The sequence below is a fragment of the Roseovarius sp. MMSF_3298 genome, from assembly GCF_030733705.1.
Taxonomy (GTDB): Bacteria; Pseudomonadota; Alphaproteobacteria; order Rhodobacterales; family Rhodobacteraceae; genus Roseovarius; species Roseovarius confluentis.
Genome location: NZ_JASHIN010000004.1, coordinates 177,143 through 197,426 on the forward strand (window position 1 = coordinate 177,143; position 20,284 = coordinate 197,426).

Genomic DNA, 20,284 nt, shown 5'->3' on the forward strand with positions numbered 1-20,284 from the left:
CATTTACGGGGTAATACAGTATCACCCCCGCGTAAACTGCGCCGCCTATAGCATATGCGACGCGATTGGCAAATGGATTCCCCTGCCCTTGTTTCCTCAACGCGGCGCGATGACTCAAAGCATCGCCATGCCCCCGTTGACGTGAAGCGTCGCCCCCGTGACATAGCCCGCCTCGGGGCTTGCGAGGTATAGGACCGCTGCCGCGATTTCCTCCGGCGTGCCCATGCGGGCGGCGGGAATCTGCGCGTTGATCTTGTCCTTCTGGTCGTCCGTCAGCTTGTCGGTCATTGCCGTGGCGATGAAGCCGGGTGCAACCGCATTGGCGGTGATCCCGCGGCTGGCGACCTCATAGGCGATCGACTTGGTCATGCCCACCATCCCGGCCTTGGAGGCGGCGTAGTTCACCTGTCCGGGGTTGCCCGTCGCGCCCACGATCGAGCTGATGTTGATGATCCGCCCCCAGCGCGCCTTCATCATCGGGCGCATCACGCCCCGGCACAGGCGCATGGTGGCAGTCAGGTTCACGTCAATCACGCTCTGCCATTCCTCGTCGGACATGCGCATGAAGATCTGGTCGCGGGTGATCCCGGCGTTGTTCACCAGGACATTGACGCTGCCCATCGCCTCGGCGGCCTGTTTCGGCAATGCGTCGACGGCCTCCGGATCGCTCAGGTTGCAGGGCAGTACATGCGCCCGCTCGCCCAGCTCCCCGGCCAGCGCCTCCAGCGGCTCGACCCGTGTGCCCGACAGGCCCACGGTCGCGCCCGCGCCATGCAACGCCTTGGCAATCTCTCCGCCGATGCCTCCGGATGCGCCGGTCACCAGCGCCGTCTTTCCCGTCAGGTCGAACATGTATCTTGATCCTTCTCGTCTGGCGCCAAATTTCCTTGCGAAGAAATTTGACAAGAAAATCCCATTTTCCTGGCCCCGGCTCAGCCGGCCATCGACTCGGCGGCCGCTTTCACATCCTCGGGCGTGCCGATTGCGCGGGTGGCGATGTCGCGGTTGATGCGGCGAACCATGCCGATCAGCGCCTTGCCTGCGCCGATTTCCCACACGTCGTCCACGCCCTGCGCGCCCATGTATTCCACCGACTCGCGCCAGCGCACGGACCCGGTCACCTGCTTGACCAACAACGCGCGGATCTCCGCCGGGTCCTGCACCCCGCTGGCCGTCACGTTGGCGACCACCGGTACGCGCGGCGCCGTGATCGTAACCTCCGACAATGCGGACGCCATCACATCGGCGGCGGGCGCCATCAAGGCAGAATGAAACGGCGCACTGACCGGCAGCAGCATGGCGCGCTTGGCCCCCTTCTCCTTGGCAAGTTCCACCGCCTTTTCCACGGCGGCGGCATTGCCCGAGACCACCACCTGCGCCGGGTCGTTGTCATTGGCGGCCTGCACCACGCCGCCATCCGCTGCGGCGGCCTGGGCCACCTCGGTCACAGTGGCAAAATCAAGTCCCAGGATCGCAGCCATTGCGCCTTCGCCCACCGGCACGGCAGCCTGCATCGCCTGACCCCTCGTGCGCAACAGGCGCGCACAGTCACTGACGCTCAGCGCCCCGGCCGCGGCCAACGCGGAGTATTCGCCCAGCGAATGCCCGGCCACCAGCGACGCCGCCTCGATGCTCACGCCTTCGGCCTCCAGCGCCCGCATCGTGGCGAGTGACGTGGCCATCAGCGCGGGCTGCGCATTCTGCGTCAGCGTCAGTGTTTCCTGATCGCCCTCCCAGATCAGGTCGCTCAACTTCTCGCCCAGCGCCTCGTCGACCTCGTCGAAGACCGCCTTCGCTGCCGGATAGGCATCGGCCAACGCCTTGCCCATCCCGATCGTCTGGGCCCCTTGCCCGGGAAATACGAATGCCTTGCTCATGGTGCCTTGCCCCTCCCATTCAATGCCCTCGGATAGCGTGACGCGACGGGCGGTGCAATGTCGGGGGCCGAAAAACCGCCCTTGCCGCACGCCCCCTGTGCGCAGGCGGATATTGCCCCGGCCACGCGCTCGGCTAAATTGCAGCGCAAGTTTTCGCCACATCAGAGCCTGCACAATGCCCCTCGCCAACGCCCACGACCGTTACGGCACCGTCACCAAAAGCTTTCACTGGCTGACCGCGCTGCTGATTCTCTCGGCCATTCCGCTCGGTCTCTTCGCCAGTGACATCGCCCACGCGGTCCGCAACCCGGACATCGTCACGACCGAGGCCGACGTCTCGCGTGCGGCCTTCCTGTTCTCCCTGCACAAGACCATCGGCGTGACCGTGTTCTTCGTGGCACTGCTGCGCATTCTGTGGGCCATGGGCCAGTCCAAGCCGGGCTTGTTGAACGGCAACAAGCCGCTCGAGGCGCGGGCCGCCGAAACCGTACATTGGCTTCTCTACGGCTCACTGCTGTTGGTGCCCCTGACCGGCTGGATCCATCACGCCGCCACCACCGGCTTTGCCCCGATCTGGTGGCCGTTCGGCCAATCCCTGCCCTTCGTTCCCAAGGATGAGGGGCTCGCGCACACCTTCGCCTCTCTACACTACATTCTGAACTGGGTGTTGTGGCTCAGCCTTGCGGCACATGTCGCCGGGGCGCTCAAGCATCACGTCATCGACCGCGACGCCACCCTGCGGCGTATGCTGCCCGGCCGAACGTCAGCGGAACCCTCGGCGCGTCAGCCCGGACATGTCCTCCCCGCCGTTGCGGCGCTGGTGATCTGGGCCGCGGCCCTCGGCACCGGAAGCGCATTGGGCTATTTCTCGCACGAAACCCAAGGCGCGCCGACAGCAGATGCCGAAATCGCCGAACCGGCCACGGAAACGGCCGCCGCGGAAACCACCGCCCCGACCGAGAACGCCTGGACCGTCACGGACGGGACGCTTGGCCTGACCGTTATCCAGATGGGGTCGGAGGTCGAAGGCCAGTTCGAGGACTGGACCGCAGATATCATCTATGACGAAGCCGCCGACAGCGAGGGCAAACACGGCAGCGTCGACGTGACCGTCACCATCGCCTCGCTGACGCTGGGATCGGTCACCAATGACGCCAAGGGATCGGACTATCTCGCCGCCGAGACCCACCCCACGGCCACCTTCTCCGCCGACATCGTGTCGCGCGACGGCGGCCATGTCGCCACCGGCACGCTGACGATCAAGGACAACTCGGTCCCTGTCGAGATGCCTTTTGACCTGAACATCGACGGCGACACCGCCACCGCCTCGGGCGGGTTGACGGTGGATCGTCGCGATTTCGGCGTGGGCGGACAAAGCGAAGGCAATGTCGGCGCCTCGGTAGATATCCGCTTCGCCCTGACGGCAGAGCGCTAGGGCCGGACGAGTCGGTTCACCCGTCCCGGGCTTGACCCGGGACCTCCGACCGCCAAAAGCGCCACGCACAAATAAGGCCCGCATCTCGGAATGCGGGCCTTTGAATTCGACGAACGTCGCTCAGGCTTATTCGGCCTTTTCAGCCTCGATCGAGATCATCACCTGAAGCTCATCGCTTACCGCCGGCGCGGCGTAGTCCAGACCGTAATCCGAGCGCAGCAGTGTCGTCGTCGCGTCGAAGCCAACCCACTGCTTTTCCTGCATCGGGTGCGCGTCCGCCTTGTTCAGTTCGGCATCCAGAACCACCGACTTGGTCGTGCCGTTGATCGTCAGATCGCCGGTTATCTCGGCGGTCGTATCGCCGGTAACTTCGATGCCGGTCGAGGTGAAGGTGATCATGTCGCCCTCTGCCGCGCCGAACATGTCCTCGCTCATGAAGTGCTCGAACCGCTTTTCCCAGCCCGTGTACATCGACATGACCGGGATAGACACCGACACGCTGGAGTTCGCCGGCTCTTCCTGGTCGAACATGATTTCACCTTCGAACCCGGTAAAGACGTTGTAGGTGGTTGAGAAGCCCAGGTGCTCATAGGTGAATACGACCTGGCTGTGGCTGGGGTCGAGGTTGTACTGCTCCGGCGCGGCCAGTGCGGCGGTCGACAAGCCGGCAAGGGCCATCGAGGTGGCGAATGCGATGGTTTTCATGAATGTAATCCTTCCGTGGTGCGTTAATCGCTCCCGACGGAAGATGATGCATTTCTCGCATCGAGCAAGTTGCAAGAATTGAACAGATCGTGTTGAGCGATGAACAGCCCACCCTGCGCGGGCTGACACCGGCTTAGCTGGTCCGGGGCATCGCGCTGCGGATGGCACTGGCCTCTTCGTCCGACCCCAGCGGCATTTCCAGCACCAGCACGCCGGACGCATCCTTGGCGCGCAGCTGGCGTTTGTTCACCGAAAGCTCCTGCAACGCGTCGATGTCATGGCAGGCTTTCAAGGTCGAGCGGCCCTTCGTGTCATATTCGTAGACCCGCAGTTGGCGCTTTACCGGGTCGATCTGCACTTCTGGCGCGGGCGCGTCGCGGTTCAGTCCGTTGAACAGGATCAGCCCGCCCAGCAGCAGAACGACCGACGCGAAGAGCTTGATCAACTGCATTGCCGCATCCTCGGACGGCACCAGCCACAGCCCGCCCGCCGACATGCAAAGCGCCGCCCCGGCGCAGGCGATCAGCGCCCGGCGGGGCGCGCTTTGAGGGGCATCAACCGCCACGGTGTCGTCGGTCAGCTTGGTGTTCTGAAAACGCCCATCGAATGCATGTGCCATTGCTAGTTCCTCGCCCGATTTCGGTTGTGCCCAGACTGCGCAGCGATCGAGACCAAAATGCGGCGGACCGGGGACTGCACCGGGGCGGCGCGCGGGCAATTTCACGGCCCCCGACACCCCTTGCCAAACATGGGGATGCGTCGTATACGCCCACTTCCTTTCGCACATATATCGAACCGCGCAGTCTCTCGTGGACGGGCCGCGAAAGGATCCAAGGCCCGCCTTTGAAATGCGCCCAGACAGAAGTGGAACTCACATGCCGCTCTACGAGCATGTTTTTATCTCGCGTCAGGACTTGTCCAACACGCAAGCCGAAGGCCTTGTCGAACATTTCAGCACCGTGATCACGGATAACGGCGGCACGATCGTCGAATCCGAGTACTGGGGTGTCAAGACGATGGCCTACAAGATCAACAAGAACCGCAAGGGCCACTATGCTTTCCTGCGCACCGACGCACCGTCGGAAGCCGTGCAGGAAATGGAACGCCTGATGCGCCTGCACGAGGACGTGATGCGCGTTCTGACCGTCCGGGTCGACGAGCACGCGGAAGGCCCCTCGGTCCAGATGCAGAAACGTGACGAGCGTGGCGACCGCCGCGAACGTCGCCCCTGATCGCTTGAAGAAAGGACACTAAACCATGGCTGCGAAACCGTTTTTCCGTCGTCGCAAGGTCTGCCCCTTCTCGGGCGACGATGCACCCAAGATCGACTACAAGGACACCAAGCTCCTGCAACGCTACATTTCCGAGCGTGGCAAGATCGTGCCTTCCCGTATCACCGCCGTTTCGGCCAAGAAGCAGCGTGAACTGGCCCGCGCCATCAAGCGCGCCCGCTTCCTCGCCCTGCTGCCCTACGCCGTCAAATAAGGAGAAAGACCCATGCAAGTCATCCTTCTCGAACGCGTGGCCAAGCTGGGCCAGATGGGCGATGTGGTCGAGGTGAAGCCCGGCTTCGCCCGCAACTACCTGCTGCTGCAAGGCAAGGCGCTGACCGCCTCGAAAGAGAATATCGCCTCTTTCGAAGACCAGAAGGCCCAGCTCGAAGCGCGCAATCTCGAATCCAAGAAAGAAGCCGAAGCCCTGGCGGCCCGTCTCGACGGACAGAAGTTCATCGTGATTCGCCAAGCCTCCGATGGCGGCAACCTCTACGGCTCGGTCTCGACCCGTGACGCCGCCGCCGTCGCCACCGAGGAAGGCTACTCGGTCGACCGCAAACAGGTCCTGATCCGTCAGCCGATCAAGACGCTGGGCCTGCATGACGTCGAGGTGCACCTGCACCCCGAGGTCGAGGCGCATATCGTCCTCAACGTCGCCCGCTCGCCCGAAGAGGCCGAGCTTCAGGCGTCGGGCCGCACCATCCAGGACGTGGCCGCCGAGGAAGAAGAAGCCGCCGATTTCGAGATCGCCGAGCTTTTCGACGACATCGGCGCCGCCGCTTCGGAAGACGACGATCTCGCCGAGGCCGTCGAGGAAGAGACCGCGTCGGACGACGCCGGTTCGAACGACGAGAGCGAAGACAAGTAATCGCAGGCACATCGCCGCGACCCAGGGCCGCCCACCGCGTGTGGGCGGCCTTTTGCGTCGATGGTCGGGTTCTGCGCGGACCCTGAGGCGAAAGCCGGGCGTCATCCCGGATCAGGTCCGGGACGGGTCGGCAGTGAGGGAAGAAGTTGATGGTGGTTCGTTGAATCGCCGCGCATCGACGGGCCGCGGCGCGGCGATTCAACGACGGTTCCACAGCACTTTATTCCCGCCAACTCCGCAAAACCTCCGAGCGGCGCTCCCGGCCTCACCAAATCGACGTGCCGGTGGGGCGGCCCGTCGATGCGCGGCGGTGCAGCAAGCTGCACCTTGGTTCGGCGCGGGTGCTTCGTTCGCAAGGTCGGCTCGGCGGGACGAAGTTGCCGTTCGCTGCCTTCCATCGGCCCCTCGGCGTTTGAAGAAACCAAGCGCTGCGTATGAGAAAATCCGATCTGGTCTTATCATTCTCAAGTTTCAAACGTCGTGAAGTGTTGTATTGCATCGGATCACGCAATGTATCGCGTCGTTCTTCGTCTTGGCTTGGTCCAAGGTGAACCGTTTTAGATACGAGGTCTTTGTGTCGACAAGGTCGGGGTAAGGATATGATCGCAGAAAAGGTCGTGCGGAGAGCGGTCGTCGGGATATTCCTGATACTGCTCGTTCACATGCTGATCGCAGCTAACGACTTTCTAATTCCCGTCGTCGCTTCACTCCTTTCCTATCTCACTCTTCGACCGCCGCAAAAGTGGCTCGCCCGTCGCGGCGTGGGCGGAGGAATATTTGCTGCCTTCGTAATTGTCGGCGTCTCAGTCCTTCTTTTTGTGGGGGCCGCGTGGCTGTCGAGGCCTGTGTCTGAAAGCGTGCGACTTCTTCCGACGGCCATCCGCGATGCGCAGTCGGTCATGCGCAGCGGATCGCCCGGCATCTTTTCTGAGATTGCTGAGGCGGCCGAGGAAACACGTGAAGCGGTCGAGGAAGGCAACGCAGATGAAACGGAGGAAAGTAAGGCTTTAAAGGTGGAAGTCGTTGAAAAGGATAGGACGGTCGAGCAGTTGGTAAGCATTGGACCGTCCCTGCTTGGGCAGGTAGTGCTTTCGCTGGCCCTGCTTTTCTTTCTGCTCGCGTCCGGCGACCTTTTCTCGCGAAAGATCGTCGAGAGTTTCGACCGCTTCGAGGACAAAAAACGCTCGCTTAAGCTCTTGAATGAAGCCCAAGACGATCTTGGCAACTACTTAGGCGCAATCACACTAATTAACATTTGCCTCGGTGCCACTATCGCGGTCTTGATGTACTTATGGGGTATCCCGGAATATCTCGTGCTCGGTTTCCTCGGCTTCGCGCTGAACTTCATCCCCTATCTCGGTGCAATCGCAGGGGCAGCGATTGCCGGACTTCATGGCTACGGCACCTTCTACGACATCTGGCCCGCTCTCGGGGTAGCTGCGACGTACTACGGAGCCACCGCTCTCGAAGGGCAATTCATAACCCCCTATGTGATTGCAAGCCGCCTTCGGCTGAACGCGCCTGTCGTCTTCATCGCGGTCGCGTTCTTTGCTTGGATCTGGTCATTCATTGGCATGATCGTCGCCATCCCGATACTTATTGTCGTCAAGCGGTTGCTGGACGCCAATCCTGGAACCGCAAATATCGGCAGGTTCCTCGAAGGGCATCGGAAAATAGAGAGTTCTGACGAAACTGGCTCAGAAAATGAAACAACATAGGAAGACGGTAAAGGTCTTGTTCTAAAGAGAAGGTCTTGCAGATTACCGAGTTTGCTTCGTTTCAAAGCTTGGGTTCGCGATGTTGTGACGGCAGCTAGCGGCCGACATGCGGAGCCCAAACATCAAAACCTTTGGTCAAGATTGTCCGCCCAGAAGAGAGAAGAATACCAGCCCGAAAGAAAAACGCGGCGCCTGACACGGCGCCGCATCTTTCAGTCTCTTTGGGTCGTATGCACGGGTCTAATATTATGCGTTCAGCCACGGCTGGCGGGTGTCTGGACCCGCATTATCACCGGGGTCGCGCTCGGTTGTCAGCCACGGCTGGGGGTTGTCGGGACCCGCATTTTCGCCGGGGTCGCGCTCGGTTGTCAGCCAAGGCTGAGGGTTGTCGGGACCCGCATTTTCGCCGGGGTCGCGTTCGGTTGTCATCCAAGGCTGAGGGTTTTCGGGGCCCGCATTATCGCCGGGGTCGCGTTCGGTTGTCATCCAAGGCTGAGGGTTTTCGGGGCCCGCATTATCGCCGGGGTCGCGCTCCGCATTAAGCCTCGGAAAATTTTGGACGTTATCACAGAGGTCCCCTTTATCGCGCTCGGTCTTTGTTTTCAGCGGCGGACGCTTGATGTCTACGTCACAGATTTCGCCTTTGTGATGTCCGGCGGTTGACCCCGAGCGCAGGGCTTCCACTCCAGAATCGCGCTCGGCCAGCAACTGGGTGGGGCCAAAGAAAACGAAAGCGGCAATGAAAGTTGTTCCGATGAATCTTAAAATACTTAACGTGTGCATTGTACGTCTCCTCCTAGAATTGAGTTTTGGAAAAATTGTCTTAAACGGGCGTACGATAGAGAGTCTTCACGCCAAACTGGGAAAACAGTACGCGTGAACGATGGTCATTATTGCCTATTTGGTTTGGTTCGAGGCCGCCATAAATCTTAGAGCCCAAACAAGAGAACCGAGAGAAAGACACCACCGTTCTATTTTCTAGTATTAATGAAAAACAGGTGACTCGCTGTGATGGCGTTCACAATTCTTAGGTTTTTTCGGTTTCTTACTCCACCGAACCTGTGCGCCGCAGCACTTCGGCCATGGGCTCAGTCCGGACCTTCGCCGCAAGATGCACGAAGGTCCGCAAGGCAGGACAAAGCGGTCGCGCAGAAGATGTATTCAAATGGTGCAAGCAACCAGAAACCCTCCATTACTCAAACACCTAAATCTGTCCGGTATGTGCTGACGTTAGACAGCTTATTGCGTCACGTCGGGCTTTTTCTTCAGCGCTTTGATGCGCCGCTGACAACACGTCCGCCGCGCTGTTACCTCGTTTGCAAGCCAGAAGGATGACATCGCCGGGGAGACTCAGTTATTTAAACCGATCACTCACGACCTCATAACGCCGCGTTCAAACGCCGTATTTCGTCAACTTTAGTCGCGCCTGTCGGCGGGGGTGTTATAAGAAGCTCGCCTCGAGATCAGCGCCAGCCCCGGTCTCAGCAAGCAATATCTCGGCAAGGTCCTGCGGAACGATAGGTCCCGTACCACTGGCAAGGCTTTCAGAAAAACTTAAGCCAGAACTCACTACGGAGCCGTCCGCCGTCGGCGCCGCGGCCATTTCGATAGACCAGATGTACTCGTCGAGGTTAGCGGAAAACGGCTGACGGCTGATCTCGATCGTCTCCACGTCCACCGGGTCCAAGCCTCCATGAATGCTCGGATGAAAGGCCAGCGTGTCTAGATCAATCAGAGCGTCGAGCGCGACAAGGTGCGATAGCGGTATGCCAGCACCCTCTACCTCGTCGTAGTCCATAACAACCTTTGTGCCGCCATCGGTCTCAGCCGTCAGATCCACGTCAAAGCCGCCCGGCGTACTGCCACTGGTGGCGCCCCAACTCCAGCTGAGTATCTCGATTTCTGGCCCAGTGGACGGGGTTTTGTCCGTGGTGCCATCGTCTGAACCGTCGGGCTCGTTGGCTATGTCTGCGAGCAGCGCGTCAAGTTGGTCTAAAGCTGCGACAAAGCCCGATGCACCGGCTTCGTCGACGTCGTAATCGCCGACCGGAACAATATCGAACCCGTAGTTTACATTTATTCCAACGGTGGTGTCGCCTTCGGTGCTGCCGCCGCTGGTATCATAAGACGCGATAATTACCTGCTCCAACTCGAAGGTCATGTAGTCGCCGTTTTCGTCGACCTCGATGGAAAATCCATCGGTGTAGCCGGATATCACCAGTTCAAACATAACGCGCAGAAAACCCGGCGGCAGGACGCCATCAGGGTCCTCGATTAAAAATTCAGTTCCGTCAGGCGCTATTGCAGTCAAGCTGCTTTCACCGCCACCAAAATCCTGTTTTAAACTCCAATCTATAGTGTAGGTCATTTCTGGTCCTCCCAGCGGGATGTGTTTCGATACAGGTATTTTCTCCGAGGTTGAGTTAGATGGACCGCATCATGCAGACGCGAACGCCTCTCGGCAATGTTTTTTGGGGATTGTGCAGCCGACGCATACTCGAAGGACCGCGCGATATGCGGGCGCGTTGGTCTATTCAACAGGCTTAGAAAACTGGAGCCGCTGTTGAAAAATTACTCATAAATTCAAGGCGCAACCTAAGTTTGAACATTGGCGTCAAGCCGATGAATTGACGTCATCTTCGGTCGAAAGACTGGGGTTCATCTACTTGCTCCCCATTGCAAGTCATCAAGCAAGTCAGCCCACCTTTGGGCCATCTCCACCCGTTCAACTCAGAACGCGCCACGCGCATAGGCTTGGCGCACCTCGTTGCGCGCCAGGATGAAGGAGCTTGCGTCCGAACGGCGACGGTTCGGGTATCCATGCCAACCCCACTCAGAAAGGAAAGTGAGGCAGTCCCATATTCGGTTTTTGCTTACACCGCGTAGGCCACGCTTCCCTTCCTCCCAATCGAACTGGGTTCAAACTATGGTTTGATCGAGTTGAATGACGGCTTCCACAGAAGTCACCCTGTGATTCCGCACGTGCAGAGAATATCAGATTCCCGCCCTTCGCGACGGATGCTGCAACCTGAAGCAACGACCGAGTTGGGCTCGAAGCGGCCATCGCTATCAGACCCGTCGCCTGCCCCAGAAAAAAGGGCCGCCCCACCGGACGGCCCCTTCCCTAAAGCGAAAACCGGCAGACATCAGTCTTCCAGCTTCTCGACCTCTTTCTCAAGCTCGTCCTTGGACACCTCTTTCTCGGTGATCTCGGCCTGATCGGCGATATGGTCGATGACCTTGTCCTCGAAAATCGGCGCGCGCAGTTGCTGGCGCATCTGCGGGTTCTTCTGCACGAACTCGAAGAATTCACGCTCCTGCCCCGGGTATTGCCGCGCCTGCTCCATGACGGCCTGCGTCATTTCCTGGTCGGTCACCTCGACCTCGGCCTTCTGGCCCAGGTCGGCCAGCAGCAGGCCAAGACGCACGCGGCGCTCGGCCAGCGTCTTGTGCTCGTCGGTCGGCTCGATCTCGGGGTGGTCGTGGCCCTCGACGTCGGGGTTTTCCTCGTGCCACAGCTGGTGCGCGATCTGGCCCGCTTCGGCCTCGACCATGCTCGGCGGCAGCTCGAAACTGACCAGCCCGTCCAGTTGGTCGAGGATGCCGCGCTTCATCACCGCGCGGGCCGCACCGGCGTACTCGGCTTCCAGACGCTCGGCGATCTGTTCCTTCAGCGCGTCAAGGCTTTCGGCCCCGAACTTCTCGGCCAGCGCATCGTCGACCTCGGCCGCCACGGGCTCCTTCACCGCCTTCACGGTGCAGGTGAACTCGGCGTCCTTGCCCGCCAGGTGCGGCGCCTGGTATTCCTCGGGGAAGCTGACCTTGACCACCTTCTCCTCGTCCACCTTCACGCCGACCAGCTGTTCCTCGAACCCGGGGATGAAGCTGTTCGAACCGAGCGTCAGCGGATAATCCTCCGCGCTGCCGCCCTCGAACGCCTCGCCGTCGACACGGCCCACGAAATCGATCGTGACCTGATCGCCATCCTTGGCCTTGGTGCCTTTCTTGCGGTCCTTGAAGTCCTGCGCGCTGGACGCCAGGTTCTGCAGGGCCTCGTCGACTTCCGCATCACCGGCCTTCACGACCAGTTTCTCGGCCTTCACCTTGGACAGGTCCACCTCGGGGATGTCCGGCAGCGCCTCGTAGGTCATCTCGACCTCGACATCGTCGCCCGGCTTCCAGTCCTCGTTGACCATCTTCACTGCGGGCTCTGCGGCTGGCCGCTCGCCCTTGTCTTCAAAGTGCTGGCTCATGGCGCCGTCGACGGCTTCCTGCATGGCCTCGCCCATGACACGCTCACCGAACTGCTTTTTCAGCAGCGGCAGCGGCACCTTGCCCTTGCGGAACCCCTTCATCTCGACATCGGGTTGCGCTTCCTTCAGCTTGTCCATGACCTTGTCGTCCAGCTCCTGGGCCGACAGTTTCATCGTGTAGCCGCGTTTCAGCCCTTCATTGAGCGTCTCTGTGACCTGCATGTTCGTCCTTCCATTGCAAAAAGGCCGCGGAGGCGTCCGCGGCGGTCAAAATCACTCCGGCTATCTATTGATGGAGGCTGGGGCGTGCAAGCGGAGTCTTGGCGCATCCGCGGCAAGACTCCGTCCCGGGCTTGACCCGGGACCTCCTGGCAACCCAGCACCATCCGTTCCGGACTCGATCCCGGGACCTCCCCGCCACCTTGCACCACCCGTCCCGGGCTCGATCCGGGACCTCCTAGCCCCCCACGTATTTCCGCACGATCGCACTCACCTGCCCGGGCGGCAGGACGGGCGGCACCTGCGTCAGCACCTCGCCCTCCGGGTCCAGCACGTAGATGAAGCTGCCATGGCTGTAGATCGGCCCGTGTTCGGGGTCGTCGAACAGGTGCTCGAACTCCACCTGGAACGCGTCATAGGCCACGTCCAGCGCCTCGGGCGTGCCGGTCAGCCCCAAGAGATCATCCGACACCTCTGCCAGCGACGGCCCCATCGTCTCGACAGTGTCCAGCTTGGGGTCGATCGTCACCACCAGCGCCGACATCTCCACGCCGTCCGCCTCCAACTGCGCCACAGCATCGGCCATCAGCGGCAACGCCGCGCTGCAAATGCCGGGACAGTTGGCATAGCCGAAAAAGAGCAACTGATGCCGGCCCTGCGGGTCCGCCTGCGTCCGCGTTCGGCCCATGTGATCGGTCAATTCGAACGGCCCGCCAACCTCCCACGGCAGAGCGGTCGGCGCGTCTTTCAGCGCGGCCGCAAGTCTGTCATCGGAAACAGGCTTCGCGTCCTGCCCATGATCCTCTCCGTCATGGGCCAGCGCCGCTCCGGCCAGCAGGCACACCGCGGCTGCCAGCTTTCCCCGCATCAGAACCACTCCTCGATAAAGGCCGCGTCCGCCTCGAGCCCGAGGCCCAGGTACCCGCTCTCCTCGATCATGCCGTTCACCCGCGGATCGCGTCGGAACCAAGGGCCCTTGCCATCCGCATTCGGGTTAGCTTCAGCCCATTTCTTGGTCCAGCTGTTGGCCGTAACCCACTCGCTCTCGCCCACCTCGCGGATCTTCTGCACAAGGTAGATATTCGTGGCGCCCAGCTCCAGGTCCTCGATCATCAGCCCGTCCACTTCGACCTCTGCCCCGCAATAGGGCGCCAGTTCCAGCGCCGCGCCGGTAAAGGCGGGCTGGCTGTTCTTGTTGGGATAGACCAGCACGCCGTCAGCCGCGCGCAAGAGCCCCAGCTGCCGCTTGCCCCCGCCGCAATCCTCGGCGCAGTCGCCGGTCAACTCGCACAGCATGTCCACCACCGTCGCCTCGAACCGCGCCGGTTTCTCGGCGGCCAGGTTCCAGCTTTTGGCCTCGGAGCCTTCCGAGAAGTCCTGCGCCGCCGCCGGCAGGCAGAGGCAGAGTGCGGCCGTTGTCATGGCAATCCGTTTCATGGTCACATTCCTCATTCCGCAGGTTCGGGGATGGCAAAGCCCGGCACCGGGCCATAGATGTCGTGGCTCAGGTTGGTGATCCCGTGATCCGTCACCACCTCCTCGACCACCAGGTAATTCAGCCCGTCGCGCCGATACAGCATTCCGTCCGCCGTCACCTCGTGGCTGGCCAACCGCAGCTGCGTGTCCCCGCTGGCCGACTGGTCGTCACCTTCGATCTTCAGCACCATGTAGACCTCGCCATCCTCGCCCAACAGGCCCACCGGGATGCCCCCCGCCGAACACCATAACGCACAGGTGTGGTGTGCAGTGCCCACCACCGCGTCGGGCCCGCCCATGACACCCGAGTAATAGCACCAGGTGTCGATGATCTCGCCCCTGACCTCGATCCGTTCGCCCTCGGCCGCCAGCCCGACGCCCGGCAACAGGCCGGCCAGCGCCGCAAGTCGTGAAATTCGTCCCATCCCTTGATCCTTTGCAAAATGACTTTCTTATCCGATGCCGCGATTAAGCCCCGAGCGCCGATCACAGGTCCAATCACGTTTTTTTGGGACAGCGTGAAATGCGGCGGCGGCCGGGCCTGCCACACGCATGCTTCGAGACTCTTGCCGAGAATTGCCAATGCAGAACGTTGCAGGTGGAAGTATCAAATTCGTGCCAAACCGGCCTGAAATCGCCGAGAACGAAAGGCCCGTCGAAAATGGTGCCCCCACACGGACTCGAACCGCGGACCTACTGATTACAAATCAGTTGCTCTACCAGCTGAGCTATAGGGGCACTGACCGCTTGATTACGCATCCCCGGCACGATCCGCAAGATGAAATCTGGACTCGACCCTGCGTAACCGAAAGCGGTTTAACTGCCGGAGAAAGCCTCTATATTGCGCCCGCGAACGCAACAAGGGGAGTGTTCAGGATGCAGGTCGTTATCCACGCCGGCGCGCACATGACGGACGAGGATCGTCTGATAAATACCCTGCTGGCGAACCACGATCTGCTGTCCGAAATCGGCACCGACGTGCCCGAACCGAAATCCTATCGCAAGCTGTTGCGCGACATCCTAAACGACGTGACCGAAAGCGGGATCAGCCCGGAAACCCGCGATGACGTGCTCTCGGCCATCAACCATGAGGCGGGCAACGACCGGCTGGTCCTGTCCAACCAGGCCTTTTTCGGCACGCCCAAGATGGCCGTGGGTCAGGGTATGTTCTATCCTGCGGCCGAAATGCGGATCGAGGCGTTCCGCCAGATTTTTGCCAATGACGGGCTGGAACTGTTCCTTGGCCTGCGCGACCCGGCCACGCACCTGCCTGCGCTCTTTGCCAAAACACCGCACGACACGATGGCCGACTTCCTGAATGGCGTCGACCCGGCACAGTTCCGCTGGTCCGAGACGATCGCCCGCTTCCGCCGGAACTTTCCCGACATGCCGATCACTGTCTGGTGCAACGAGGACAGCCCTCTGGTCTGGGCGCAGGTCCTGCGCGAGATGGCCGGGCTTGACCCGCATGCCGGGTTCGAAGGTGAATTCGCACTGTTGCAGGAGATCATGACGACCGCCGGCATGAAACGCTTCGAGGCCTATCTTGCCTCGCATCCCGGAATGACGGAAACCCAGAAGCGCCGCGTGATCTCGGCCTTCCTCGACAAATTCGTCAAGGACGAGGAAATCGAGGAGGAACTGGACCTTCCCGGCTGGACCGAGGAACTGGTCGATACCTTGTCCGAGGCCTACGACGAAGACGTCTACGAGATCGAACGCATCCAGGGCGTGAACTTCATCGCGCCCTGAGGCCGTCTCGCTATCGTAGGATGGGTGGAAACCCACTCGCCGACAACACTCACATCCCCAGCGCTTCCTTGTACATCTCCAGCACCGCCTCTTCCTCGGCGATGTCGTCCTTGTCCCGCTTGCGCAGCGCGACCACCTTGCGCATGACCTTGGTGTCGTATCCGCGCGCCTTGGCCTCGGCCATCACCTCTTTCTGCTGCTCGGCAATGTCCTTCTTTTCCTGCTCCAGGCGCTCGAACCGTTCGATGAACTGGCGCAGCTCGTCGGCGGTTACACGGTAGCTGCTGTCGGGGCCGGGTTGGGGGGTCTGGTCGTCCATGAAGGCTCTCCAAGGTCTGGGCTGGGCCTCTTGACTACAAGCGCGTCAGTCGTCCCGCAAGCCCGTTTTCGCGCTCTGTCGCTTGCGATGCCACGCCCGATGCGCTACCCGCGGTCGCACCCATGAAGGTCTATCGCGGAGGCACCTGATGGAAATGCTTATCTGGCTCGGGGCGGCGGTCACGCTGGCCGGTCTGGCCCTGCTTGTCTGGTGCATCCTGCGCGTGATCCGCGCCCGTCGCGCCGGGTTGTCCGACGACGATTTGCGCGCCACGCTGCAAAAGATCCTGCCCGTCAATACCGGGGCGCTCTTCCTGTCCGTGATCGGGCTGATGCTGGTGGTGCTCGGGATCGTGCTCAGCTGACTGCGCCGCCGAAAAAGCGCCGGCCGAACTTGACCATGTCTTCCAGCATCGCGGGCGGCGTCCACAGCTCCGGCCCCAGCGGTGCCAGCGCCTTCATCGTCCGCACAAGGCCCAGCGGCCCGCCCGTTTCCGGCCCGATATCGGCCCAGAGCAGCGGCCCGCCCCGCGCGATGTCAAAGCCATAACCCTTGACCATGCACAGGTCCACGTCCGAGGCCCGCGCCACGGTGCCGTCGGCGATCATCCGTGCGGCTTCGGCCACCAACGCCGCGTGCAGCGCCCGATCCAAGGCAACATCCGGCCGCTCGGGCAGGTCGCGTTGGCCCTCGCGCCAGGCCTCCAGCCACCTCGCCAGCCCCGGATCAGGGGCCAGCGCCTGGCCTTGGGCGGCATGGAACCCCTGTCCAGGTGTCTTGCCAGCAGCCACCGCGTCGGCGCGCGCGTCCAGCAGGGCCAACTCCGGCACGCTGCCGAAAACCCGACGCAGACGCGCAACCGTCACACCGATCCCATCCGTCTCGATCAGCTCCAGCGGCCCGCGGGCAAAGCCCAACTGCCGCGCCGCTTCCTCGACCGCATGCGGATCGGCCCCGGCCCGCATCAACGCCAACGCCGCCCGCTGCACCGCCCCCATCAGGCGGTGCCCAATCATGCCGGGACGGTCCGCGCTGCGCAGCACGACGCGCCCGGACCCCGCGAAATACCGCATGACGGTCATGACCGCATCCGGCGCCGCGCCGTCGGGCACCGCCAGTTCGACCAGCGGCAACGTATAGGCCGGGCGATAGGCCCGCAGCGCCAGCACCTCGACCGCCGCGCCCAGTTGCGCGCGTCGCTTCGACGCGCCGTCGCGCCCCGACACCAGGCACCATACCGCTCCCTTGCGCACGGCCGCCGCGCCGGGATCGCCGCCACCATCGTCCAGCACAAGGTCGGCGGCCATCAACACGACCGGATCGCTTCCATGACTCAGCCGGGCCAGCCGCGCATCGCGCTCGTCCGGCGCCATCCGCTTTCGCGCCACCGCGCCTTCGTAAACGGCCCGCACACGCGCCGCGGCCGCCGCGCTCGCCGGGCCGGGTGCCAGCACCGCCACGCGCTGACCGCGATCAAGGCAATGCACCGCCAGTTCGGCCAGCACCGGGTCCGATCCGGCCAGCACAACGGTGCCGATTTCACTTGCCCTGCCCTCCTGCGCCTCGGGCCAGGCTCGGGCGCGCCGCTCGGCAGTGTATAGATGCCGGGACGCGCGCGCATCCGGACGCGCCAGACACGCTTCAAAGGCCGCGGTCTCGAACTGCAATCCTTGTTCATAGGGCAAAAGCTGCGCCGCCTCGACACAGCGCAGGATGTCGGCCTCGGCGGTGTCACCCTGCCGCAGTCGGGCAGAGACGTCCGCGACCGCGCCGCGATAAGCGGCCGGATCGGAAAATCCCCGGTCGATCTGGCTGGCCCGGGCAAAATCCTGCGCCTGCGCAAAACGCCGCGCCGTGGCCAACGCGGCTGCCATCGGCGCCTCCAGCGTCACTTCGGCGAACAGTTTGGCCAGGCGCGGCTCCCCCGCTTCGATGGACCGTCCCGACAACAGGAACTCCAGCGCCACTTGCGCTCCCAGCAACCGCGGCAGGCGCTGCGTGCTGCCGCCGCTCGGCATGAGGCCCAGGCTGGCCTCGGGCAGGGCCAGTCGGCACGTGTTGCGCGCGACCCGCGCATGTGCCGCCAGCGCCAGCTCGAATCCCGCGCCAAGGGCCATTCCCTCCAGCGCCGCGACAACAGGCTTGGGGTGGGTTTCGATTTTGCGCGTCAACGCATCGATCCAGGGGGTGGCCAGCGGGCCATCGTATTCCGAGAGGTCGACGCCGGAACAGAACGTGTCTCCGGCCCCGGTCAAAACCACCGCGCGCGCACCGGAGTCTTCGGCGGCGCGGTCCAGGGCCGCGGCCAGGTCGCGCCGCATGCCAGGTGACAAAGCGTTCGCCTCGCCCCGCGACAAGCGCAGGACGGCCACCCCATCGGCCAGCTCGTAAATGACTTCGGACACTGCTCTTTTGCGCCCCGGTGCGCCTCAAACCATGCGCGGATTAGACCCTCTCGGCGGGGGGCTGCGCAATTGTTTTGATCCGAAGCGGCAGCGTTCAGACCGGCATATTCTCGAACTGTGCCTCAATCGCCTCATCCAGAAGCGTCTCGTTCAAGCGCCGCATCTCCGAAGGCACCGGCTCACCGGCCTCGCGCATCTGGCCCAGAAGCCCCGCCAGCCGCGGCTGAAGCCGATAGCGCTCGCACTCGCTCAGGTCCAGGATTTGTCGGTGCAACTGCTTGATTTCCTGTGTCAAACTGGTCATGGCGTCTCCTCCCAAGTGCAGCCCGCCGCATCCGGTCCATGTAACCGCAGGCCTTGCTCCACAACCATAACATGAAGCGGGCTCGCAATAGAAGCATCGCGGACCCGATATCGACGGTATTTGCAGCTTTCCGCGCGTCTTGGGCAGTATTTGGGCAAATGCGCCGGAACGGGTGTCAGATTGTGGACGTCAGAGCAGCGCCGCAACGGCAGGTTTTCCCCCTGCCCGTTCGCGAAGGTAACGCCTGCGATTGGTCACGAGACAACGTCGACGCCGCGGCCGAGCGATGGCTAAACGGGTCCCACGGCGCGGGCGCCCAATGGGTTCATCCAAGGCTCGGGCCGCCGGGCATCGGCAAGTCTTCATCCCCGCCGTCAGCCTCGAACCGGGCGGCGGCGCGGGCAAGCTCCTCCTCCACCAACGTATCGAGACCAACATTATCGTCGCCGTCCGGCGAGGGCAGATCAGGCAGACCACCCATTTCCGGCAGGTGGGGAAGACCGCTCATATGGTCCGGTCCCTCGATGCCGGGCAGATCCAGCAAGTCCATCCCCCCACTCGGCAAATCGGGCAGTGCCCCGTCCGAACCATCAAACCCCGTCATACCACCCTCCAAGGGCGCGGACAGCGTGGCCGGGCCGCCTGTCTCGGGCGCAGAGCCTCGCGCGCCATTGATCGCGCCTTCCTCCGCATCGCTTTTCAGCACCAGTCGCACCGCGCGAAACCCGTTGAGCTGGCCCAGCTTGGCCGCGGCCACCTTGTGACCTTTCGCGCCGATCACGCGCGCGCCGGTCACCGTATCAGGTGAGAGTTTCAGCACCGTGCCCGGAGTCCAGCGGCAGATGTCACTCAGCGGCAGGCGGATCGGCGCAAGCACCGCATCCAGCATAACCGGTGCGTTCATCGCGTTTTCTTCCAACTTTCGCGCCAACGTGTTGCCACTCGGCTCCTCGACCTCCGGCACGGGTGGGGGTTCAGGCAGGATCAGTTCCATCATCCCGGTCTTTGCACCAGGTCCGAAATCCACGCTGAGGCGGTACAGGTCATAGTCCGGGGCCCACAGCGCCAACGCCAGCGCGCGCCCGTTCTCCACCCGGTCGCCAAACCGGAAGCGGGCCGCATCCGGCATCCTGTCACAGGCATTCACCTGCTCGGCATAGCTATCCAGCACCGCATCCATCAGCGGTTGCACGATGGCCGCGTCGGTGGGGGTGAAGGAGCGGGGTTTCGCCTCACCCTGCCGGACCTCCCCCATCAGCTGTACCTCGATCAGGGCCATGACGAACTGCAGGTTCAATTTGATCGCGCCGGGCGGTCCCTCCAGCCCGTCCAGCAGGATCAGCAGTCCGTCGTCGCCCGCCAGTGCCTCGATCCCCGTCAGGGCCACGCTTTCATGTTCGACCATGCGCACGACCAGCGGCAGTTCGAACTGCGCCGCCGCTTCCTTGGCGAGTGCCAGGCGCAGCGCCTTCGTCGGCGACATCTCGCGCGCGTCGAATTCGTCACGGGCCACCTTGGCCTTGCGATGAATGACCGATGCGCTGCTGGCGGGCTCTGCGCTCATGACCTGTTTTTGCCCCCTTCTCTTGCGCCCGGCACCCACGCGGGAAACGCGGCCGCGCGCCATGTTTCGCCCGGCCAGGTCCGGACGATTTGCGGCAGTTAACTGCAAGAAGGTT

21 protein-coding genes and 1 tRNA gene are annotated in these 20,284 nt (G+C 62.5%); 7 read left to right on the plus strand and 15 right to left on the minus strand.

What is annotated here, in order from left to right; all coding sequences use genetic code 11:
• Positions 1 to 114: 114 nt before the first annotated feature.
• Positions 115 to 852, minus strand: coding sequence for a 3-oxoacyl-[acyl-carrier-protein] reductase (fabG, locus tag RBB18_RS06145; RefSeq protein WP_306112143.1), 738 nt, complete (start codon positions 850 to 852; stop codon positions 115 to 117).
• 80 nt (positions 853 to 932) lie between these two features.
• Entirely contained in the window at positions 933 to 1,877 is a 945-nt protein-coding gene (fabD, locus tag RBB18_RS06150) for an ACP S-malonyltransferase (protein ID WP_274594226.1), read from the minus strand.
• 175 nt (positions 1,878 to 2,052) lie between these two features.
• Here fabD and RBB18_RS06155 point away from each other — a divergent pair, with 175 nt between their 5' ends.
• The gene (locus tag RBB18_RS06155; protein ID WP_306112144.1) at positions 2,053 to 3,312 is read left to right on the plus strand and encodes a cytochrome b/b6 domain-containing protein; all 1,260 of its coding nucleotides are present in this window, start codon (positions 2,053 to 2,055) and stop codon (positions 3,310 to 3,312) included.
• A gap of 126 nt (positions 3,313 to 3,438) precedes the next feature.
• Here the strand turns inward: RBB18_RS06155 and RBB18_RS06160 are convergent, their stop codons facing one another.
• On the minus strand, positions 3,439 to 4,017 hold the full coding sequence (locus tag RBB18_RS06160) for a YceI family protein (protein WP_103764134.1): 579 nt from the start codon (positions 4,015 to 4,017) through the stop codon (positions 3,439 to 3,441).
• Between the two features lie 133 nt (positions 4,018 to 4,150).
• Entirely contained in the window at positions 4,151 to 4,636 is a 486-nt protein-coding gene (locus tag RBB18_RS06165) for a hypothetical protein (RefSeq protein WP_103764133.1), read from the minus strand.
• Positions 4,637 to 4,892: 256 nt separating this feature from the next.
• Between RBB18_RS06165 and rpsF the strand changes: the two genes are divergently transcribed.
• From rpsF to RBB18_RS06185, 4 genes are all read left to right on the plus strand, one after another.
• Positions 4,893 to 5,249 carry a 30S ribosomal protein S6 gene (gene rpsF / locus RBB18_RS06170; RefSeq protein ID WP_103764132.1) on the plus strand — a complete coding sequence of 119 codons (357 nt, stop codon included), beginning with the start codon at positions 4,893 to 4,895 and terminating at the stop codon, positions 5,247 to 5,249.
• A gap of 25 nt (positions 5,250 to 5,274) precedes the next feature.
• Complete coding sequence (gene rpsR / locus RBB18_RS06175) at positions 5,275 to 5,502, plus strand: 30S ribosomal protein S18 (RefSeq protein ID WP_093029287.1); 228 nt, start codon at positions 5,275 to 5,277, stop codon at positions 5,500 to 5,502.
• Positions 5,503 to 5,514: 12 nt separating this feature from the next.
• On the plus strand, positions 5,515 to 6,159 hold the full coding sequence (gene rplI / locus RBB18_RS06180; RefSeq protein ID WP_274594222.1) for a 50S ribosomal protein L9: 645 nt from the start codon (positions 5,515 to 5,517) through the stop codon (positions 6,157 to 6,159).
• Between the two features lie 599 nt (positions 6,160 to 6,758).
• Positions 6,759 to 7,877 (plus strand): AI-2E family transporter, encoded by a 1,119-nt coding sequence (locus RBB18_RS06185; RefSeq protein ID WP_103764130.1) that lies wholly within the window; start codon positions 6,759 to 6,761, stop codon positions 7,875 to 7,877.
• Positions 7,878 to 8,123: 246 nt separating this feature from the next.
• Here the strand turns inward: RBB18_RS06185 and RBB18_RS06190 are convergent, their stop codons facing one another.
• The 7 genes from RBB18_RS06190 to RBB18_RS06220 form a co-directional block, all read right to left on the minus strand.
• Positions 8,124 to 8,660, minus strand: a complete 537-nt coding sequence (locus RBB18_RS06190) for a hypothetical protein (protein ID WP_306121237.1) — start codon at positions 8,658 to 8,660, stop codon at positions 8,124 to 8,126.
• 658 nt (positions 8,661 to 9,318) lie between these two features.
• Positions 9,319 to 10,245 carry a hypothetical protein gene (locus tag RBB18_RS06195; protein ID WP_306112146.1) on the minus strand — a complete coding sequence of 309 codons (927 nt, stop codon included), beginning with the start codon at positions 10,243 to 10,245 and terminating at the stop codon, positions 9,319 to 9,321.
• 778 nt (positions 10,246 to 11,023) lie between these two features.
• Positions 11,024 to 12,352: a trigger factor gene (gene tig, locus RBB18_RS06200; protein WP_306112147.1), complete on the minus strand. Its 1,329-nt coding sequence runs from the start codon at positions 12,350 to 12,352 to the stop codon at positions 11,024 to 11,026.
• A gap of 235 nt (positions 12,353 to 12,587) precedes the next feature.
• Positions 12,588 to 13,217, minus strand: coding sequence for an SCO family protein (locus tag RBB18_RS06205; protein WP_103764126.1), 630 nt, complete (start codon positions 13,215 to 13,217; stop codon positions 12,588 to 12,590).
• Positions 13,217 to 13,786, minus strand: coding sequence for a hypothetical protein (locus tag RBB18_RS06210; protein ID WP_245890520.1), 570 nt, complete (start codon positions 13,784 to 13,786; stop codon positions 13,217 to 13,219). The genes RBB18_RS06205 and RBB18_RS06210 overlap by 1 nt, the downstream gene beginning before the upstream one ends.
• A gap of 11 nt (positions 13,787 to 13,797) precedes the next feature.
• Positions 13,798 to 14,250, minus strand: coding sequence for a hypothetical protein (locus tag RBB18_RS06215; RefSeq protein WP_103764125.1), 453 nt, complete (start codon positions 14,248 to 14,250; stop codon positions 13,798 to 13,800).
• Between the two features lie 237 nt (positions 14,251 to 14,487).
• Positions 14,488 to 14,563: transfer RNA gene (locus RBB18_RS06220), tRNA-Thr, on the minus strand.
• 138 nt (positions 14,564 to 14,701) lie between these two features.
• On the opposite strand from RBB18_RS06220, the gene RBB18_RS06225 reads away from it, so the two are divergent.
• Positions 14,702 to 15,577 (plus strand): hypothetical protein, encoded by an 876-nt coding sequence (locus tag RBB18_RS06225; RefSeq protein WP_306112148.1) that lies wholly within the window; start codon positions 14,702 to 14,704, stop codon positions 15,575 to 15,577.
• A 49-nt stretch (positions 15,578 to 15,626) separates the two neighbouring features.
• Here the strand turns inward: RBB18_RS06225 and RBB18_RS06230 are convergent, their stop codons facing one another.
• Complete coding sequence (locus tag RBB18_RS06230; RefSeq protein ID WP_274594216.1) at positions 15,627 to 15,896, minus strand: DUF2312 domain-containing protein; 270 nt, start codon at positions 15,894 to 15,896, stop codon at positions 15,627 to 15,629.
• Between the two features lie 148 nt (positions 15,897 to 16,044).
• On the opposite strand from RBB18_RS06230, the gene RBB18_RS06235 reads away from it, so the two are divergent.
• Entirely contained in the window at positions 16,045 to 16,260 is a 216-nt protein-coding gene (locus tag RBB18_RS06235; RefSeq protein ID WP_103764122.1) for a hypothetical protein, read from the plus strand.
• Here the strand turns inward: RBB18_RS06235 and RBB18_RS06240 are convergent.
• From RBB18_RS06240 to RBB18_RS06250, 3 genes are all read right to left on the minus strand, one after another.
• Positions 16,253 to 18,301: an enoyl-CoA hydratase/isomerase family protein gene (locus tag RBB18_RS06240; RefSeq protein WP_306112149.1), complete on the minus strand. Its 2,049-nt coding sequence runs from the start codon at positions 18,299 to 18,301 to the stop codon at positions 16,253 to 16,255. The genes RBB18_RS06235 and RBB18_RS06240 overlap by 8 nt on opposite strands.
• Before the next feature lie 94 nt (positions 18,302 to 18,395).
• Positions 18,396 to 18,605 carry a hypothetical protein gene (locus RBB18_RS06245; protein WP_274594214.1) on the minus strand — a complete coding sequence of 70 codons (210 nt, stop codon included), beginning with the start codon at positions 18,603 to 18,605 and terminating at the stop codon, positions 18,396 to 18,398.
• Between the two features lie 325 nt (positions 18,606 to 18,930).
• Positions 18,931 to 20,169 (minus strand): FliM/FliN family flagellar motor switch protein, encoded by a 1,239-nt coding sequence (locus RBB18_RS06250; RefSeq protein ID WP_306112150.1) that lies wholly within the window; start codon positions 20,167 to 20,169, stop codon positions 18,931 to 18,933.
• Positions 20,170 to 20,284: the final 115 nt, after the last annotated feature.

Bases quoted from the DNA above. Each gene is read 5' to 3' on its own strand.
- fabG (WP_306112143.1), bottom strand. From the start codon at position 852: ATGTTCGACCTGACGGGAAAGACGGCGCTGGTGACCGGCGCATCCGGA.
- rplI (WP_274594222.1), top strand. From the start codon at position 5,515: ATGCAAGTCATCCTTCTCGAACGCGTGGCCAAGCTGGGCCAGATGGGC.
- RBB18_RS06185 (WP_103764130.1), top strand. From the start codon at position 6,759: ATGATCGCAGAAAAGGTCGTGCGGAGAGCGGTCGTCGGGATATTCCTG.
- rpsF (WP_103764132.1), top strand. From the start codon at position 4,893: ATGCCGCTCTACGAGCATGTTTTTATCTCGCGTCAGGACTTGTCCAAC.
- RBB18_RS06195 (WP_306112146.1), bottom strand. From the start codon at position 10,245: ATGACCTACACTATAGATTGGAGTTTAAAACAGGATTTTGGTGGCGGT.
- RBB18_RS06155 (WP_306112144.1), top strand. From the start codon at position 2,053: ATGCCCCTCGCCAACGCCCACGACCGTTACGGCACCGTCACCAAAAGC.
- fabD (WP_274594226.1), bottom strand. From the start codon at position 1,877: ATGAGCAAGGCATTCGTATTTCCCGGGCAAGGGGCCCAGACGATCGGG.
- RBB18_RS06165 (WP_103764133.1), bottom strand. From the start codon at position 4,636: ATGGCACATGCATTCGATGGGCGTTTTCAGAACACCAAGCTGACCGAC.
- RBB18_RS06225 (WP_306112148.1), top strand. From the start codon at position 14,702: ATGCAGGTCGTTATCCACGCCGGCGCGCACATGACGGACGAGGATCGT.
- RBB18_RS06215 (WP_103764125.1), bottom strand. From the start codon at position 14,250: ATGGGACGAATTTCACGACTTGCGGCGCTGGCCGGCCTGTTGCCGGGC.
- RBB18_RS06210 (WP_245890520.1), bottom strand. From the start codon at position 13,786: ATGAAACGGATTGCCATGACAACGGCCGCACTCTGCCTCTGCCTGCCG.
- RBB18_RS06190 (WP_306121237.1), bottom strand. From the start codon at position 8,660: ATGCACACGTTAAGTATTTTAAGATTCATCGGAACAACTTTCATTGCC.
- RBB18_RS06205 (WP_103764126.1), bottom strand. From the start codon at position 13,217: ATGCGGGGAAAGCTGGCAGCCGCGGTGTGCCTGCTGGCCGGAGCGGCG.
- RBB18_RS06235 (WP_103764122.1), top strand. From the start codon at position 16,045: ATGGAAATGCTTATCTGGCTCGGGGCGGCGGTCACGCTGGCCGGTCTG.
- RBB18_RS06230 (WP_274594216.1), bottom strand. From the start codon at position 15,896: ATGGACGACCAGACCCCCCAACCCGGCCCCGACAGCAGCTACCGTGTA.
- RBB18_RS06250 (WP_306112150.1), bottom strand. From the start codon at position 20,169: ATGAGCGCAGAGCCCGCCAGCAGCGCATCGGTCATTCATCGCAAGGCC.
- tig (WP_306112147.1), bottom strand. From the start codon at position 12,352: ATGCAGGTCACAGAGACGCTCAATGAAGGGCTGAAACGCGGCTACACG.
- RBB18_RS06245 (WP_274594214.1), bottom strand. From the start codon at position 18,605: ATGACCAGTTTGACACAGGAAATCAAGCAGTTGCACCGACAAATCCTG.
- RBB18_RS06160 (WP_103764134.1), bottom strand. From the start codon at position 4,017: ATGAAAACCATCGCATTCGCCACCTCGATGGCCCTTGCCGGCTTGTCG.
- rpsR (WP_093029287.1), top strand. From the start codon at position 5,275: ATGGCTGCGAAACCGTTTTTCCGTCGTCGCAAGGTCTGCCCCTTCTCG.